The sequence below is a fragment of the Saccharopolyspora sp. NFXS83 genome, assembly GCF_026241095.1.
Taxonomy (GTDB): domain Bacteria; phylum Actinomycetota; class Actinomycetes; order Mycobacteriales; family Pseudonocardiaceae; genus Saccharopolyspora_C.
Genome location: NZ_JAPFGB010000037.1, coordinates 36243 through 50999, shown reverse-complemented (window position 1 = coordinate 50999; position 14757 = coordinate 36243). Strand labels below are relative to the sequence as shown.

General features: G+C 71.1%; 15 protein-coding genes, 1 tRNA gene and 1 riboswitch. Of the genes, 8 read left to right on the top strand and 8 right to left on the bottom strand.

Annotated features, from left to right (window positions below; all coding sequences use genetic code 11):
- Positions 1-104 precede the first annotated feature (104 nt).
- Together OOZ19_RS27555 and OOZ19_RS27550 are read left to right on the top strand one after the other, a co-directional pair.
- A complete protein-coding gene (locus OOZ19_RS27555) occupies positions 105-479 on the top strand; it encodes a DUF3817 domain-containing protein (RefSeq protein WP_266093081.1) in 375 nt (124 codons plus the stop codon).
- Positions 479-1417 carry a heme o synthase gene (locus OOZ19_RS27550; RefSeq protein WP_266093080.1) on the top strand — a complete coding sequence of 313 codons (939 nt, stop codon included), beginning with the start codon at positions 479-481 and terminating at the stop codon, positions 1415-1417. Before OOZ19_RS27555 ends, OOZ19_RS27550 begins: the two co-directional genes overlap by 1 nt.
- Positions 1418-1450: 33 nt before the next feature.
- Here the strand turns inward: OOZ19_RS27550 and OOZ19_RS27545 are convergent, their stop codons facing one another.
- Positions 1451-1633 carry a hypothetical protein gene (locus OOZ19_RS27545; protein WP_266093079.1) on the bottom strand — a complete coding sequence of 61 codons (183 nt, stop codon included), beginning with the start codon at positions 1631-1633 and terminating at the stop codon, positions 1451-1453.
- A 291-nt stretch (positions 1634-1924) separates the two neighbouring features.
- Entirely contained in the window at positions 1925-2551 is a 627-nt protein-coding gene (locus OOZ19_RS27540; RefSeq protein WP_266093078.1) for a maleylpyruvate isomerase N-terminal domain-containing protein, read from the bottom strand.
- A 122-nt stretch (positions 2552-2673) separates the two neighbouring features.
- Here OOZ19_RS27540 and OOZ19_RS27535 point away from each other — a divergent pair, with 122 nt between their 5' ends.
- Positions 2674-3327 carry a Crp/Fnr family transcriptional regulator gene (locus OOZ19_RS27535; RefSeq protein WP_266093077.1) on the top strand — a complete coding sequence of 218 codons (654 nt, stop codon included), beginning with the start codon at positions 2674-2676 and terminating at the stop codon, positions 3325-3327.
- 15 nt (positions 3328-3342) lie between these two features.
- Here OOZ19_RS27535 and OOZ19_RS27530 read toward each other — a convergent pair whose 3' ends face one another.
- Positions 3343-3948 carry a Pycsar system effector family protein gene (locus OOZ19_RS27530; protein WP_266093076.1) on the bottom strand — a complete coding sequence of 202 codons (606 nt, stop codon included), beginning with the start codon at positions 3946-3948 and terminating at the stop codon, positions 3343-3345.
- A gap of 276 nt (positions 3949-4224) precedes the next feature.
- On the opposite strand from OOZ19_RS27530, the gene OOZ19_RS27525 reads away from it, so the two are divergent.
- Positions 4225-5193 (top strand): alpha/beta fold hydrolase, encoded by a 969-nt coding sequence (locus OOZ19_RS27525; RefSeq protein ID WP_266093075.1) that lies wholly within the window; start codon positions 4225-4227, stop codon positions 5191-5193.
- Positions 5194-5238: 45 nt separating this feature from the next.
- On the opposite strand, the gene OOZ19_RS27520 is transcribed toward OOZ19_RS27525, so the two are convergent.
- Positions 5239-6027 carry an SDR family NAD(P)-dependent oxidoreductase gene (locus tag OOZ19_RS27520; RefSeq protein WP_266093074.1) on the bottom strand — a complete coding sequence of 263 codons (789 nt, stop codon included), beginning with the start codon at positions 6025-6027 and terminating at the stop codon, positions 5239-5241.
- A 209-nt stretch (positions 6028-6236) separates the two neighbouring features.
- Between OOZ19_RS27520 and OOZ19_RS27515 the strand changes: the two genes are divergently transcribed.
- Entirely contained in the window at positions 6237-6686 is a 450-nt protein-coding gene (locus OOZ19_RS27515) for a MarR family winged helix-turn-helix transcriptional regulator (protein ID WP_266093073.1), read from the top strand.
- Positions 6687-6753: 67 nt separating this feature from the next.
- Here the strand turns inward: OOZ19_RS27515 and OOZ19_RS27510 are convergent, their stop codons facing one another.
- From OOZ19_RS27510 to OOZ19_RS27500, 3 genes are all read right to left on the bottom strand, one after another.
- On the bottom strand, positions 6754-7374 hold the full coding sequence (locus OOZ19_RS27510; protein WP_266093072.1) for a class I SAM-dependent methyltransferase: 621 nt from the start codon (positions 7372-7374) through the stop codon (positions 6754-6756).
- A gap of 269 nt (positions 7375-7643) precedes the next feature.
- Positions 7644-8876, bottom strand: coding sequence for an NADH:flavin oxidoreductase (locus OOZ19_RS27505; RefSeq protein ID WP_266093071.1), 1233 nt, complete (start codon positions 8874-8876; stop codon positions 7644-7646).
- Between the two features lie 125 nt (positions 8877-9001).
- Positions 9002-9865, bottom strand: a complete 864-nt coding sequence (locus OOZ19_RS27500) for an SDR family oxidoreductase (RefSeq protein WP_266093070.1) — start codon at positions 9863-9865, stop codon at positions 9002-9004.
- Positions 9866-9957: 92 nt separating this feature from the next.
- Here OOZ19_RS27500 and OOZ19_RS27495 point away from each other — a divergent pair, with 92 nt between their 5' ends.
- A complete protein-coding gene (locus OOZ19_RS27495) occupies positions 9958-10578 on the top strand; it encodes a TetR/AcrR family transcriptional regulator (RefSeq protein ID WP_266093069.1) in 621 nt (206 codons plus the stop codon).
- 128 nt (positions 10579-10706) lie between these two features.
- On the opposite strand, the gene metE is transcribed toward OOZ19_RS27495, so the two are convergent.
- Complete coding sequence (gene metE, locus OOZ19_RS27490; protein ID WP_266093068.1) at positions 10707-12995, bottom strand: 5-methyltetrahydropteroyltriglutamate--homocysteine S-methyltransferase; 2289 nt, start codon at positions 12993-12995, stop codon at positions 10707-10709.
- 126 nt (positions 12996-13121) lie between these two features.
- Positions 13122-13361, bottom strand: a riboswitch (cobalamin riboswitch).
- Between the two features lie 207 nt (positions 13362-13568).
- On the opposite strand from metE, the gene OOZ19_RS27485 reads away from it, so the two are divergent.
- Both OOZ19_RS27485 and OOZ19_RS27480 read left to right on the top strand, forming a co-directional pair.
- Positions 13569-14189 (top strand): FG-GAP repeat domain-containing protein, encoded by a 621-nt coding sequence (locus OOZ19_RS27485; protein WP_266093067.1) that lies wholly within the window; start codon positions 13569-13571, stop codon positions 14187-14189.
- A gap of 248 nt (positions 14190-14437) precedes the next feature.
- Positions 14438-14511 (top strand) — tRNA-Arg (locus OOZ19_RS27480).
- Positions 14512-14757 lie beyond the last annotated feature (246 nt).

Here is a 14757-nt window from a genome sequence, read left to right as displayed (position 1 = left end):
GTGGCCGGCACCACTGTCTCGCCAGGTCACGCGCAGCCGCGCGGGGGCGGTGGCGTACGGTCGATTCCGGTGTTCGTGGCAGCGGCGGGATTGAGGGATTTGTGGTGAAGCCTGGCGTTCTGGCCTTCTACCGGGTCATGGCGTACGTGACAGCGGTGCTGCTCATCTTGCTGTGCCTGGCGATGGTGTTCAAATACCTGTGGCCCGAGGGCTCGTCCGCGCAGCTGCTGGGCGACCAGTGGACGACCACGATCGGCATCGGCCACGGCTACCTCTACATCGTTTACCTGTTCGTCGCGCTGGTCACCACCGTGCAGCTGCGCATCCCGTACGGGCGGATGCTGCTGGTCCTGCTGGCGGGCACCATCCCGTTCGGCGCCTTCTTCGCGGAGCGCAAGGTCGTGCTGTGGCACCGGTTGCGCACCAGCGGTGAACCGCTGCCGTTCGAGGGCGCGGCGACGCCGGAGGCGACGAGCTGATGACGGCGGTTCCCGAACAGGCTGAGACCGCGGCCCCTGCCACCACCACCGCGAAGCGGCGCGGCGTGCTCGCCGCGTACTTCGCGCTCACCAAGCCGCGGGTCATCGAGCTGCTGCTGGTCACGACGATCCCGGCGATGTTCCTGGCCGAGCGTGGTATCCCGTCGCCGTGGCTGGTGCTGGTGACGCTGGTCGGCGGCGCGATGTCCGCGGGCAGCGCGAACGCGTTGAACTGCGTGGCCGATTCGGACATCGACGCGGTGATGCACCGCACCCGCAGCCGTCCGCTGGTGAGCTACGAGGTGCCGCGCAAGCATGCGTTGATCTTCGGCATCGTGCTGGGCGTGGTCTCGTTCGCGGTGCTCGCGTTGGGCGCGAACCTGCTGGCGGCGGTGCTGTCGCTGGCGGCGATCCTGTTCTACGTCTTCGTCTACACGCTGCTGCTCAAGCGGCGGACCTCGCAGAACATCGTGTGGGGCGGTGCCGCGGGCTGCATGCCGGTGGTGATCGGCTGGGCCGCGGTGGCCGGCAAGGTCGAGTGGCCCGCGATCGTGATGTTCGCGGTGGTGTTCCTGTGGACGCCGCCGCACTTCTGGTCGTTGGCGATGAAGTACCGCGACGACTACGCGCGCGCCGGGGTGCCGATGCTGCCGGTGGTGGCGACGCCGCGGCAGGTGTCGGCGCGCATCCTGGTCTACAGCTGGGCGACGGTGGCCTGCACGCTGCTGCTGGTGCCCGCGACGAGCTGGGTGTACGTGGCGATCGCGGCGCTGTCCGGCGCGGCGTTCCTGATCGTGGCCCAGCGGCTGCACGCGTCGGTGCGCCAGGGGCGGGCGACGAATCCGATGACGTTGTTCCACCTGTCCAATTCGTACTTGGCGGTCCTGTTCGTGGCCATCGCGGTGGACGCGGCCGTCGGCCTGCCGACCCTCGCCTGACGGGTCCCCACCCGGCCGGTGCGGAGCGTCCGCTCATCGCCTCCGCACCGCCGACGCGGAGATGAGCGCGCCGATCAGCACCCCGGCCCACACCACGGCCAGGGCGGTGAGCAGCCCCGCCGGGTAGTTCCGATCCAGCAGGCCGGGGTTCTGGTTCGGCGCGCAGGCGCGCCACAGGAACGGCACGGCCAGCAGCGCCAGCACGGCGCTCAGCACCAGGCCTACCGCTGCGGGCGCCCGGCCAGGGGCGCGGCAGCAGCCGGGACGCCGCCCAGCCGACTAGCCCGGCCGGCGGGAGCAGCACCAGGTCCACGAGGACCGGTCCCGCGGCCAGCCAGCCGAGCACCGGCCACCGGATCGCTGCGTCGGCGAGCAGCTCCGCTGCCAGGCACCAACCGCCCCAGCCGAGCATCGCCAGCCCGGCGGCGGCGGGCAGCGCCCGCGTCACAGGACCTCCACCCGGCGCCCCCACTTGGTCTGCAGCACCCCGGGCCGGTTCGGCGCGCTTCAACGCAGGACGGGGAAGACCTCGGCACCACCGCGCCCGGTGGCCGCTTCCACGAGGTGCACCGGGTCGGCGACGGCGGTGAGCAGCGCGGCGGTCTCCCGCATCGGCTCTCCCGCGAGCGGGCCGGGTTTCGGCAGCTCCAGCGCGGTGGCCAGGTCGAGGTAGTGCACCACCGCCTCCATCAGCTGGATGCGGAGCACCTCGCCCCCGGCCACGGTGCCCAGCCCGAAGTAGGGGACGAGCCGGTCGAGGTCTTGGCCGCGCAGCCGCGCGATCGTCCGCGGCGCCACGTCGGTGAACTGCTCGACGAGCTCGGCAGGGGAACGGGAATCGGCGACGCCCGCGTCGCGGATCCGCTCGGCGGCGGTGTGCGCTATGCCGCCGGGGCGCTGCATGAACGCCAGCAGTCGTGCCGCGTCCGCGAACGTCGGCGCGGCCTCGGGTTCGACGGCGTCCTCGGCGTCGAGCGCGGCTCCGATCATGGCCGGGACGTCCGCGTAGTGCGCGAAGACGTGCCGCACGGTCCAGCCCTCCAGCCGAGTCGGCCGGGCCCATCGCGCGGCGTCGAGATTTCGGCCGAGTTCCGCCCAAGCCCGCCAAGCTCGGTCGAGCGCGTCTACGATCATGGTGTACTCCCAGGGCAACGGCTGTCGCGTGCCATGAGATCACGACCGCGGGCGGTTTCGGAGGAAGTTCGCGGGCGACGAACGGTGCCGCGCGGTCATCGGCATGTCGGATGGGGGCGTGCATGAGCGAACGGTGGAGTGCGGAGGCGGTGGCCGCGTTCCGGTCGGTGTCGAGGCGGCGGCGGTGGCGGGCGAGCGCCGTGCTGTTCTCGGTGGGCGACGAGTCGGACCACGTGCTGCTCATCCGCAGCGGCCGGGTCAAGGTCTGGTCGATGTCGGTGCGCGGCACCGAGGCGATGCTCGCCATCCGCGGGCCGGGCTCGATGATCGGCGACTTCGCCGCGGTCGACGGGGAACCGCGCGGCGCCACGGTGACCGCGCTGGAGCAGGTCGAAGCGGACGTCGTGTCCGGCGGGGATTTCCGCCGCTTCCTGCACGAGCACCCGGATGCGATGTTCGAACTGCTCACCAGGGTCGTCGCCCGGCTGCGGGAATCGGACCGGCACCGGGTGGAGTTCGCCTCGTCCGGTGTCGCGGAGCGGCTCGCCCGGCTGCTGCTGGAACTGGCGCGGGAGCACGGGATTCCGGACGGTGCCGGACGGCGCGCGATCGCGATCCCGCTGAGCCAGGCGGAACTCGCGAGCGCGACGAGCGCGTCCCGGGAGGCGGTGGCCCGGGCGTTGCGCGAACTGCGGGAGTGCGGCGCGGTCAGCACGCAGCGCAGGCAGATCGTCGTGCTGCGAGGTGACGTGCTCGCCGAATACGCGGCGCGGTAGTCCTCCGGCGCCCGTTCAGCTCCCCGCCCCGGCGAAGAGCACGAGCAGGCCCGTCCAGAGCAGGAACGCGAGCAGCGCGACGCAGAAGCAGCGCAACGCGTTGCGCAGCCGCCGGTACTTGGTGCCCGCGATGTGCGCGAGCGCCTCCGCCTGTTGCCACGCCTGCGCGCACAGCTCGGCGGTGGTCGCGGTGTGGAGCTGCGCCGCGCGGTGCTGCTGGAAGGTGGGGAACGCGAACAGGTTCGGCCTGCCCGAAGGCACGCGGGTGCGCGGTGTGAGCGCGGACGTGAGGTAGAGCAGCGCCCCCAGCGCCGCGCACAGCGACAACGCCAGCAGCGCCAGCGAGGTGAACTTCGACGCGGCGTCCGGTAGCGCGGGAGGCGTGGAGATCGCTTTGCTCGCACCGCCGATGCAGATGCCGAGCGCGGAGATCAGCAGACCCGCCTTGGTGTCGGCTCCGGAGATGGAACCGCGGAAGTCGCCCGCGGTGCGCAGCGCGACCTCCAACTCCTGCTCGGCGGTGAGGTGGTCGCTCGGTTCGCGCCCGTCCGGCTGGTCCTGCGGCGGCGCGGTGCGGGCGGGGGCGGCGCGGTCGATCGTGGCGAGCTGCTCGCGGGGCATGGCTTCCTCCGTGTCCGTGAGTTCGGGGTGAGATCAGCTCATCACCTTCCGTGTCTGAACACTGCGTCAGAATCCACAGAACGAAAGCGCTCCACCCCACACCCAGCCGGACGAACCCCGCACGCCGCGAAGATCCAGCGGAGTGAGCGGACCGTTTGTCCAAGGGGATTGGGCGAAGGGGCCGTTCGCTCGGTTCGGGAGTGCCGGGTGCGTTCGGTGGATGGAGTGAGCGGACCGTTTGTCCAAGGGGATTGGGCGAAGGGGCCGTTCACTCAGATGCGGCGCCGCCCGCGGCGTGCGCTGCCGGGCGGGTCAGTCGCGCAGGGCGGCGGGCGCGCCGGATCGGTCGCCTCGGCGCCGCGATTGCCCGCGGGGTTCACCGATGTCTTCCGCGACCACTACGTCACGGTCGACGGCTTCCGGTCGCACTACCTGGCGGGTGGCGACGGCCCACCGCTGCTGGTGCTCGGCGGCTGGTCGCAGAGCTGGTACCAGTGGCGATTCGTGCTGCCGGAGCTCGCCGAGCGGTTCTCCGCGGTGGCCGTCGATCCGCGCGGCGTGAACCTGACCGACAAGCCCGCGACCGGCTACGACTCCGGGACGCTGGCCGCCGACCTCGTGGCGTTCATGCGCGCGCTGGGGCACGAGCGGTTCGCGCTCGTCGCCCACGACATCGGGGTGTGGACCGGCTACGCGCTGGCCGCGGACCACCCCGAGGTGCTGGAGCGGGCAGTGCTCTCCGAGGCGATCGTGCCGGGGCCGTCCGCCTCGCCGCCGCTGCTGGCCGACCGCCGGACCAGCGATCTGCTGTGGCACTTCAACTTCAACCGCGCCGTCGGCGTGAACGAGCGGCTGGTCCAGGGGCGGGAGGAGATCTACTCCCGCCACCAGTTCGCGACGAAGGCGGCGACGTCGACGGCGATTCCCGAGCACGCCGTCCAGGTGTACGTCGACGTATTGCGCGATCCGGAGGCGCTGCGGGCCAGCTTCGACTACTACCGCGCCATCGACGCGATCATCGAGCAGAACCAGCTGCGCAAGAAGGCGAAACTGACCCTGCCGCTGCTGACGATCGCGGGCTCGGAGTCCGTCGGCGACCTCATGGCGGCCGAGTTCGGGGCGGTCGCCGAGGACGTCACCAGCGTGGTGCTGCCCGGCGCCGGGCACTACGTCCCCGAGGAGGACGCGGCGGGCATGCTGGCCGCCGTGCGCCCGTTCCTCGCCGAGTACCGCGCGGCTGCCTGACGTCCGGTGCGGGGCCCGCGCCCGTCCGCGAGCCCCGCACCGCGCTCATGCCAGCGACGGGGCGACGCCGCCGTCGACGCGCAGCGCGGCGCCGGTGGTCGCCGAGCCCGCCTCGGAACCCGCGTAGAGCACGAGGTTCGCCACTTCTTCCGGTCGGATCAGCCTGCCCAGCAGGGAGCTCGGGCGTTCCTCGGCGATGAAGCGGCGCTCGGCCTCCTCGAACGGCACGTCGGCGCCGACCCGGCTGCTGATGAACTCGGCGACGCCGGGGGTGAGCGTCGGGCCGGGCAGCACGCTGTTCACGGTGACTCCGGTGCCCTTGACCTCCTGGGCCATGCCGCGCGCCACGGAGAGCTGGGCGGTCTTGGTCATCCCGTAGTGCACCATCTCGGTCGGGATGAAGATCGAGGACTCGCTGCTGATGAAGATCACCCGGCCCCAGCCCCGCTCGACCATGCGAGGTGCGTAGTGCCGGGCGAGGCGCACTCCGGACAGCACGTTGACCTCGAAGAACCGGCTCCACTCGGCATCGCTGATCTCGAACACCGGGGTGGCGGAGAAGATCCCGGCGTTGTTCACCAGGACGTCCACGTCGGGCAGTTCGGCGATGAGCGACTCGGCTCCCGCCGCGGTGCCGATGTCCGCGGCGATCCCGCGCACGGTGCCGCCGGTGTCGGCGCGCAGGGTCTCGACGGTGGCGTCCACCCGTTCGCGGGACCTGCCGTTGACCACGACGTCGGCTCCGGCACGGGCGAAGCTCGCGGCGATCGCCTGGCCGATTCCGCTGGTGGAGCCGGTGACCAGCGCGGTGCGGCCGGACATGTCGGTGTTCATCGATGCTCGCTTTCTCGTGGCGTCTTCCGTCGGGTTCCCATCGCGGGTCGTCCCGACGCGCAGTGTGCGTGAGCCGGAACCCCGCTTGAGCGGGTAGTTGCGCACGCTTGGTAAATAGTTGCATGCGCTTGATATCTGCGCAAGCTGCTAGGCTGGTCCGGGAGATCGAGCTCACCGGCGACGGTGGGTCACCGGTAGGAGGTGTGCGAGTGGGTATCGCCGACGACGCGGTCGAAGTACGCGCGCAAGGCTGGCGCACGCTCGCCGCGCTGCACGGAATGCTGGAGACGGCGCTGGAGAAAGCGCTCAGCACCGGCCACGGGCTGTCCGTCGTCGAGTACACCGTGCTCGACGCGCTCAGCCGCCAGGACGGCTGGCACATGCGGATGCAGCAGCTCAGCCGCGCCGCCGCGCTCAGCGGCAGCGCCACGACCAGGCTCGTGACCAGGCTCGAAGACCGCGGCCTGCTCGCCCGCATCCTGTGCAAGGACGACCGCCGCGGCATCTACACCGAGCTCACCGACGAAGGCCGCGCCCTGCTGGAGCAGGCCCGCCCCGCCCACGACGCGGCGCTGGAGAAGTCCCTCGCCGAAGCCGAACAGGTGCCGGAGCTCAGCGACCTGGTCGACGCCTTCCACCGCGTCACCGCCCGAACCTGACCCGCACCGACCTGTCGAAGTGAACGGACCGTTCGTCCAACGGGATCGGGCGAACGGTCCGTTCACTTCAGCGGCGTGTGGCCGCGGGCTTCTGCCAGGTGAGGGAGTAGCGCCAGAGCAGCAGGCGGCGGTAGCGGGAGCCGGGGAGTAGCACTTGTGCCGTGCGGCGCACGTCGTCCCAGGTCATCGTGGGCTCTTGGGTGGGCATGCCGGGCGGCTCGGTGGCTCCGCCGTGGCGGCGGGCGAGCACGCGTTGCGCCGGGATCGCGGCGAAGTCCACCGCCCAGTCCAACGGCGTGTGGTGCCGGGCCAGGCCGATGACCACCAGCGAGCCGTCGGGAGCGAGCATCCGCGCCATCCCGGTGAGCGCCGAGGCGAAGTCGATGTGGTGCAGCGAGGCCACGCAGCAGATGAATCCGTACTCGCCGTCGCGCGCCTTCGCTTCGAAATCCACGAAATCACTGTCCACAAAGGATGCATTGGTGAGATCGGTGGTGGCCTTGCGGGCTTCCCGGATCATCGAGCGGGAGCGGTCGATCCCGGTGACGCGCCTGGTCTTGGCCGCGAGCTTGCGCACCAGCGTCCCATCGCCGCAGCCGATGTCCAGCGCGCTGCCGCAGTCGTCGGGCACCGCGTCGAGCACGAGCGGGTGGTAGTGCACGTTGTGATTCCAAGGCTCCCCAGGCACTTGCTCACCCTAACCGCCTGCACGGTGGCCTCCGGCGGGTCATCAGGGGAGCTCCGGGGTTGTGGACACCGGCCGAGACGATGACCTTGGTGGGCGAATGTCGTTGTGCGACAAGTGAATTCTCGGACGCTGGTGATTCGAGGACCGCCCCGCGCTACGCGGACCTCCCCGCCTCGGTGAACGGGACGAACCCGTCCCCCGCGCAGACGTAGTGCAAAAGTGACCCCATCTCCACGTGCCGCGCCGGACCGGTGGGGCGGAGCGCTCGTTCAACCGGCGCCGTCGTGGGGAACTCTGGGCGCTGCGCGGTCCGGCGCAGGCGCCAGCACGCACCGGGTGCCGTGCCCGAAGATGGTGGTCATGCACTTGTTGTTGTGGTTGCACAACGAACGGGTGCGCTGTTGCTCCTGCAGCCGGTTGATCAGGTCCGGTTCGCGCAGCAAGGCGCGTGCCATGGCGACGAACTGGAAACCTTCGCCCATCGCCCGTTCCATGACGTCGCGACCGGTGACGCCCCCGAGGAGGATCAGCGGGAGGTCCACCGCGGCGCGGATCTGGCGGGCGTCTTCGAGCAGGTAGCCGTCCTCGTACGGGTAGCCGCGGAGGAAGCGCGGGCCGGCGATCTTGACACCGCTCCTGATCGGCTCCGGAAGGTGCGCGGCGAAATCGTGCACCGGGGCGTCACCTCGGAACAGGTACATGGGGTTGAGCAGGGAGCTGCCGACGGTCATCTCCAGCGCGTCCACCGTGCCCTCCTGCTCGAGCCACTGCGCCACCACGGCCGCCTCGTCCAGCCAGAAACCGCCGGGCACGCCGTCGTCCATGTTCAGCTTCGCGAGGATCGCGATGCGGTCGCCGACCGCGTCCCGCACGGCGCGGGTGATCTCGAGCGCGAGGCGCGCGCGGTTCTGCAGCGGGCCGCCGTACTCGTCCTTGCGGCGGTTGAGCTTGGGGCTCAGGAAGGAGCTCGCCAGGTAGTTGTGCCCGAGGTGCACTTCGACGGCGTCGAATCCCGCCTCGATCGCCATCCGGGCCGCCGATCCGTGCGCGCGGACGATCCGCGCGAGGTCGCGGTGGGTCGCCGGTGTGGTGCGCATGGTCAGCGGGTTGAGGGTCCGGCCGGGCGACAGCGCGGGGCCGCCGGTGCTCCAGGGGTTGCCCACCGGGCCCGAATGTCCGATCTGCGCGGACGCCGCGGCCCCTTCGGCGTGCACGGCGTCGGTGAGGCGTCGCAGTCCCGGCAGCGCTTCGGGGCGCCAGTGGATCTGGTGGCCGTCGGTCCGCCCCTCCGGTGAGACCGCGCAGTAGGCCACGGTCGTCATCCCGACTCCGCCCGCGGCGTGGGCGACGTGGAAATCGATGAGCGCATCGGTGACCAGACCGCCGCGCGCCCGCTTCTCGTACGTCGCGGCTTTGATGGTGCGGTTGCGCAGCCTCACGGGCCCGAGCGCGGCAGGTGCGAACACGTCCGGCGCGCGGTGTGCTGCGGAGTGCTGAGGCATCGTCTCCTCCTCGAACCGATGGGGTTTGCCGGTGGTTCGCCGATCCGGGCGGTCCCGCCGTCCCGGCCGAGCACCCGCGCGTCGGGCGGGACGAGCAAGCCGGAGCTCGCGCCGCCGTGGACGGGTCACGGAGCGGCGCGGGGCTTTCGCGCGTCGGAGGGCTTCAGCTTGCGGAGGTAGCCGGCGAGTTCTCGCAGCCGCCCGGGGCGTGGCCAGGAATCCGGCCGGAAGTAGGCGTCCGATCCGCCGTCGACGAACACGACGCTGCCGACGAGGAAGTCCGCGGCGTCGGAGAGCATGAAGACCACCCAGTCGCCCAGCTGCGAGGTGTCGCCGTAGCCGCCGATGGGGACGGGGAACGACTCGACCGCCTTGGACTCGGCCGGGCTCGACAGCAGCCGCTCGATCATCGGTGTCCTGATCGCGCCGGGGGCGAGGGCGTTGAGCCGGATGCCTGCGCCCGCCCACTCGGGCAGCACCGAGTGGCGGCGCACCCAGCGGCTCACCGCGAGCTTCGACGCGGCGTAGATCATCAGCGGGGCCGCCCTGCCGAAGTGCTTGACGCTGCGCATCGCCTTCTCCGGGTCGCCGTCGAGGAAGGCGGTGATCGTGCGGCGCGGGACCAGCGGTGTGGTCGTCGTGGCGTTGCTCGAGAACGCGACCACCTTGGCCTTGTCCGCCGCGGCGAGAGCGGGGCGCCAGGCTTCGAGCAGCTCGACGACGCCGAGGTAGTTGACCTGGGCGATCCTTGGCCCGCTGCCGGGCGCCGGTGCCAGCCCTGCGGCGAGGACGGCTCCGTGGAGGCGACCGCCCGCCGCCTGCAGCACGCCGTTCGCCGCCGCGCGTCGGCCTTCCGGTGTCGCGAGGTCGGCGGTGACGTCCGCTTCCTCGATGTCGACCCCGATGACGGTGTGGCCCGCGGAGCGAAGCTTGTCGGCGGCGGCTTTCCCCATGCCGGACGCGGATCCGGTCACGGCATGAACGCCCATGGTCCACCTTCCTCGCCTGGCTGAGGTGCGACGACGCCTCGACCTTATTGGCTTATCGAGACAAAAACAATGGTTCGGCTATCCTCCGGGCGATGTCCACCACCGATGCGGGCGGTCCCGCTCCCCGCCGCGGTCGCCCGACGGTGCTCGATCGCGGTGCCGTCGCCACGGCCACGTTCCGGCTCTGGACCGCGCACGGCTACGACGCGGTCGGTTGGGGCGACATAGCGGACGCGACCGGGGTCAGCGTGCGCACGCTCGTCCGGCACTTCTCCCGCAAGTCCGAGATCGCGTGGGTCGGCGTGCCGGCGGCGACGAAACGGCTCCGCGAGGCGTTGCGCGCCACGCCGGACGATCTCCCCGTCAGCGACGCGGTCCGGCGGAGCGTCCTGGCGTCGGTGTCGCACGACCCGATGCTGGCTTCCGCCGGTGTCGACTGGGTGCGCGTCGTCTACGCGCAGGAAGAGATCGCCGGTTCCGCCGGGGCCGCGTACCGGCCGTGGATCGAGGAGTTGGCCGGTTACATCGCCGGGCGCGTCCCCGAGATCACCCGGGCGACCGCGACGGCTATCGCGAGCGGCTACCAGGCGGCGACGTTCGCGGCGCTCGTCGCCTGGAGCGAGGGCGGGGCGCGGGGCGATGCCGTGGCCGCGACCGACGAAGCGCTGCGATGGCTGGAGATTCCGCCCGGCGCCGACCCGCGAACCGGGTGAACGACCACCCGTCCGGGGCCGAGCGGCGCGGAAGGTGAACGGCCCGTCCGGCCACTGGCCGGACGGGCCGCACGAGGGGGTGCCGGGGGCGGGAGCGGTGGGAAGCGACTACCGCCCCCGGCTTCGGATCAGCCGGAGGCCGGGCGCACGGCCTCCGTCGCGCTGATCACGTTCTTGAGGGCGGTCTCCACCTCCGCGTAGCCGCGGGTCTTGAGACCGCAGTCGGGGTTGACCCACAGGCGTCGCGCGGGCACCGCGGCCAGCGCCGCCTTCAGCAGTTCCGCGACCTCGCCGGCCTCCGGGACGCGCGGCGAGTGGATGTCGTACACGCCCGGCCCGACGCCGCGGGCGAACCCGACCTCGTTGAGGTCGTCGAGGACCTCCATGCGGGACCGGGCCGCCTCGATGCTGGTCACGTCCGCGTCCAGCTCCACGATCGCGTTGATCACGTCGCCGAACTCCGAGTAGCACAGGTGGGTGTGGATCTGGGTGCTCTCGGCGATGCCGGAGGTGGCGAGGCGGAACGATTCCACCGCCCAGTCCAGGTAGGCCTGGTGCGCGGCGGAACGCAGCGGCAGCAGTTCGCGCAGCGCGGGCTCGTCGACCTGGATCACCCGGATGCCCGCGTTCTCCAGGTCCTTGACCTCGTCCCGGATGGCGAGCGCGACCTGCCGGGCGGTGTCGCCCAGCGGCTGGTCGTCGCGCACGAACGACCAGGCGAGGATGGTGACCGGCCCGGTCAGCATGCCCTTCACCGGCTTCTCGGTGAGCTGCTGCGCGTACTTCGCCCAGCGCACCGTGATCGGCTCGGGCCGGGACACGTCGCCGAACAGGATCGGCGGGCGCACGCAGCGCGACCCGTAGGACTGCACCCAGCCGTTGTGGGTGCTCACGAACCCGTCCATGTGCTCGGAGAAATACTGCACCATGTCGTTGCGCTCCGGCTCGCCGTGCACCAGCACGTCGAGTCCCAGATCTTCCTGCAACCGGATGACGCGTTCGATCTCGTCCCGCATCCGCTGCTCGTAGATGGCTTGGTCGATGCTGCCGGAGCGCAGTGCCGCACGAGCTCTGCGCACGTCGGTGGTCTGCGGGAACGAGCCGATCGTCGTCGTCGGCAGCGGCGGCAGGCGCAGCGACTTCTGCTGCGCGGCGAGCCGCTTCGCGTAGTCCCCGCGCCGGGCGTGCTCGGGGTTGAGCGAGGTGAGCCGGGCCTGCACCCGGTTGTTGCGCACCCGTTCGGCGTTCGCCCGGTCCGCGATGCGCCGGCGACCGCCGTCCAGCTGCTCGGACACCGAGTCGCGGCCCTGGTGCAGCGCGCGGTCGAGGACGACGACCTCGTCGACCTTCTGCACCGCGAACGCCAGCCACGACTTGACCTGCGGGTCGATGTCGGTCTCGGCTTCGACGTCGTAGGGCACGTGCAGCAGCGAGCACGAGGTGCTCACGGCCACGTCGCCCGCGAGGCCCAGCAGCGTCGCCGCCTTCGTCAACGCCTCGTCCAGGTCGGTGCGCCAGATGTTGCGGCCGTCGACCAGGCCCGCGACCAGCGTCTTGTCCCGCAGCCCGGAGGTCGACGGCAGTTCGTCGATGGTGCGTTCCCCGGCGACGAGGTCCACGCCGAGCGCCTCGACCGGCGACGACGCCAGCACGCCCAGCGCGTCGCCGAGGTCGCCGAAGTAGGAGGCGACCAGGATCTTCGGCCGCTCCGCGAGCTCACCGAGCTCGCGGTACGCGGCGCGCAGCGCGTCCAGGTCGGCCTGCGAGCGGTCCGCGGCGAACGCAGGTTCGTCCAGCTGGACCCACTCCACACCGGCGCGGTGCAGCTCGCCCAGCAGTTCCGCGTAGGCCGAGACGAGCTCGTCGACCTTGTCCAGCGGCCGGAACGACGCGGGCGCACCGTCCTGCGGCTTCGACAGCAGCAGGAACGTCAGCGGGCCGACCACGACCGGACGGGTCGTGACACCCAGCTCAGCGGCCTCGTCGTACTGGTCCACCACTGTCCGGTCGGACAGCCGGAAGGTGGTCTCCGGGCCGATCTCCGGAACGATGTAGTGGTAGTTCGTGTCGAACCACTTCGTCATCTCCAGCGGCGGCGCGGATTCCACGCCGCGCGCCATCGCGAAGTAGGTGTCGAGCGGGTTCAGCTCCAGTTCCGCGAAGCGGGGCGGTACCGCGCCGAAGGTGACGGCGGCGTCGAGAACCTGGTCGTAGTAGGAGGAAGTGTTCCCCGGCACGGAGTCCAGACCGGCGGCGCGCAGCGCGCGCCACGTGTCGGTGCGCAGCGTGCGGGCGACTTCGCGCAGCTCCGCCTCGCCGATGCGGGACTTCCAGTAGTTCTCCAGTGCGCGCTTCAGTTCCCGGTTCGGTCCGATCCTGGGATATCCGAGCACGGTGGATCCGATGGTGCTGGTCAACGCTCTCTCCTCGCGAGCTGGACGGCAGTTCTGCGAGGTCGGGCGGGCGTGATCGGCACACGCCGCCGCGAACGGCGGCTCGTCGACCAGGTCCTCCCGCGAGACCTCGCAACAGCACGCGTCGCGTGGACGCGTGCACCGGCGGCAGGTCTTCGGACTCGTGGGCGTTCCCGGGAGGACCGGGGTTCCTACTGGCCGTCGCTTCCCGAGCTCGCGCCCAGTGCTGTGACCGGCCTTCTCAGACCGGTGACGGCGTTCGTTCCCACTCACCGCTGCGGGGCAGTCCCGGTTTCGCACCGGGTTCCCTCTTGCCTCGCGCAGCGCCGCTTTCGCAGAGCTGTGCGAACCACCAGCACTTCGGAGGCTACTTGCTTCCGGCGGGAAGACAAGGCCTTGACGTCCCGGTCACCCAGCGTGCACGTGGCCGCGCGGGAGGATTTCCCGGCTCGGAGGGCAACCTCCGGCGCTCGGGAGCGTCTTCAGGGGCAGGTAGGGGGAAACGGTTCCCGTCCTGCCGCGCAGGCGGACTCGAGAGGAAGAAACACCGTGGGGATCAACGGAATTCGAGCAAGCATGAGCATCGGCGCGTTGGCCGCCGCGTTGGCCCTGGCCCCGTTCGGCGTCGCCGCCGCGGATTCGACCGAGACGTCCACATTGGACTTGGATGGCAACGGAACCCTGGACACCGCGACGCTGGCCGCTGTCGGTGACGGCTCGCAGCAAGTCCTCAAGTTCACAGTGGATGGACGCGTCACCGAGGCGACGCTGACCGGCGACGCCTACGCCGGTACGCGGCCCATGCGGGTGCTCGACGTCAACCACGACGGCAAGCAGGAACTGCTGGTGGGCGAGTCCGTCGGGGCGAACACCGAGTGGTTCGGCGTCTGGGACCTCGGCGCCGACGGCGCCCCGCGCGAGATGACCACCCAGGACGGTCGGCCGCTCAAGATCAATGAAGGTGGCGGCGTCGCCGCGCGGCTCGGCTACGAGTGCGCCCCGGCCGGGTCGGACGGCCGCGTGCTGATCACCCTCGCGGCGTCGAACGAGAGCCAGACGTCCGAGCCCGCCTACGACGGCAAGCGCGTCGCCTACGACGTGCGCGACGGCGTGGCCACCCCGGTCGACGAATACCCGTTCGCCGGGGTCGGCCAGGACGACCCGGTGCTGGTCGTGGAGCTTGGCACCTGCGCGTGACCGGACGCCGGGGCCGTCGTGCCGGATTGCGGCGCGGCGGCCCCGGCGCGCGTCCGCCGGCCGCGCGGCCGTGACTCCTTTGTGACCGTTCAGGGGCTTCGAACGCCCGTCGCAGGGTCTGTTCCAGGGCTGAGTTGTCGATCAGCTTGCCGTTCGATACCGGCTCTGCAACGCCGATGGCGTCGGTACCACTGTCGACGGAGAGGCCGGTTACCCTGCTTCCTGCAGCTCACGTGAGCGATGCGCGGGCCCTCGTAGCTCAGCTGGACAGAGCAAAGGACTTCTAATCCTTAGGTCGCAGGTTCGAGTCCTGCCGGGGGCGCCTTTTCACCGGTCACCGGGATGGGTCGAATCTCGACCAAGATCACCTGTGGACCTTGCCCCGGCTGCGCGCCGTGGTGGCGCGGAGTGGGAGGAGCGGGATCACCCGCGAGGCGCCGAAGAAGCGTAGGATCAGGGTACCGGAGGCGTTCGGCGACCTGCGGTCTCGCGGGTGCCGCTGCGGGCGCACCACGATTGTCCGGCCCGATCGGGCTTGGGACGGGGGCGCCGAGATGACCTCGGTTCT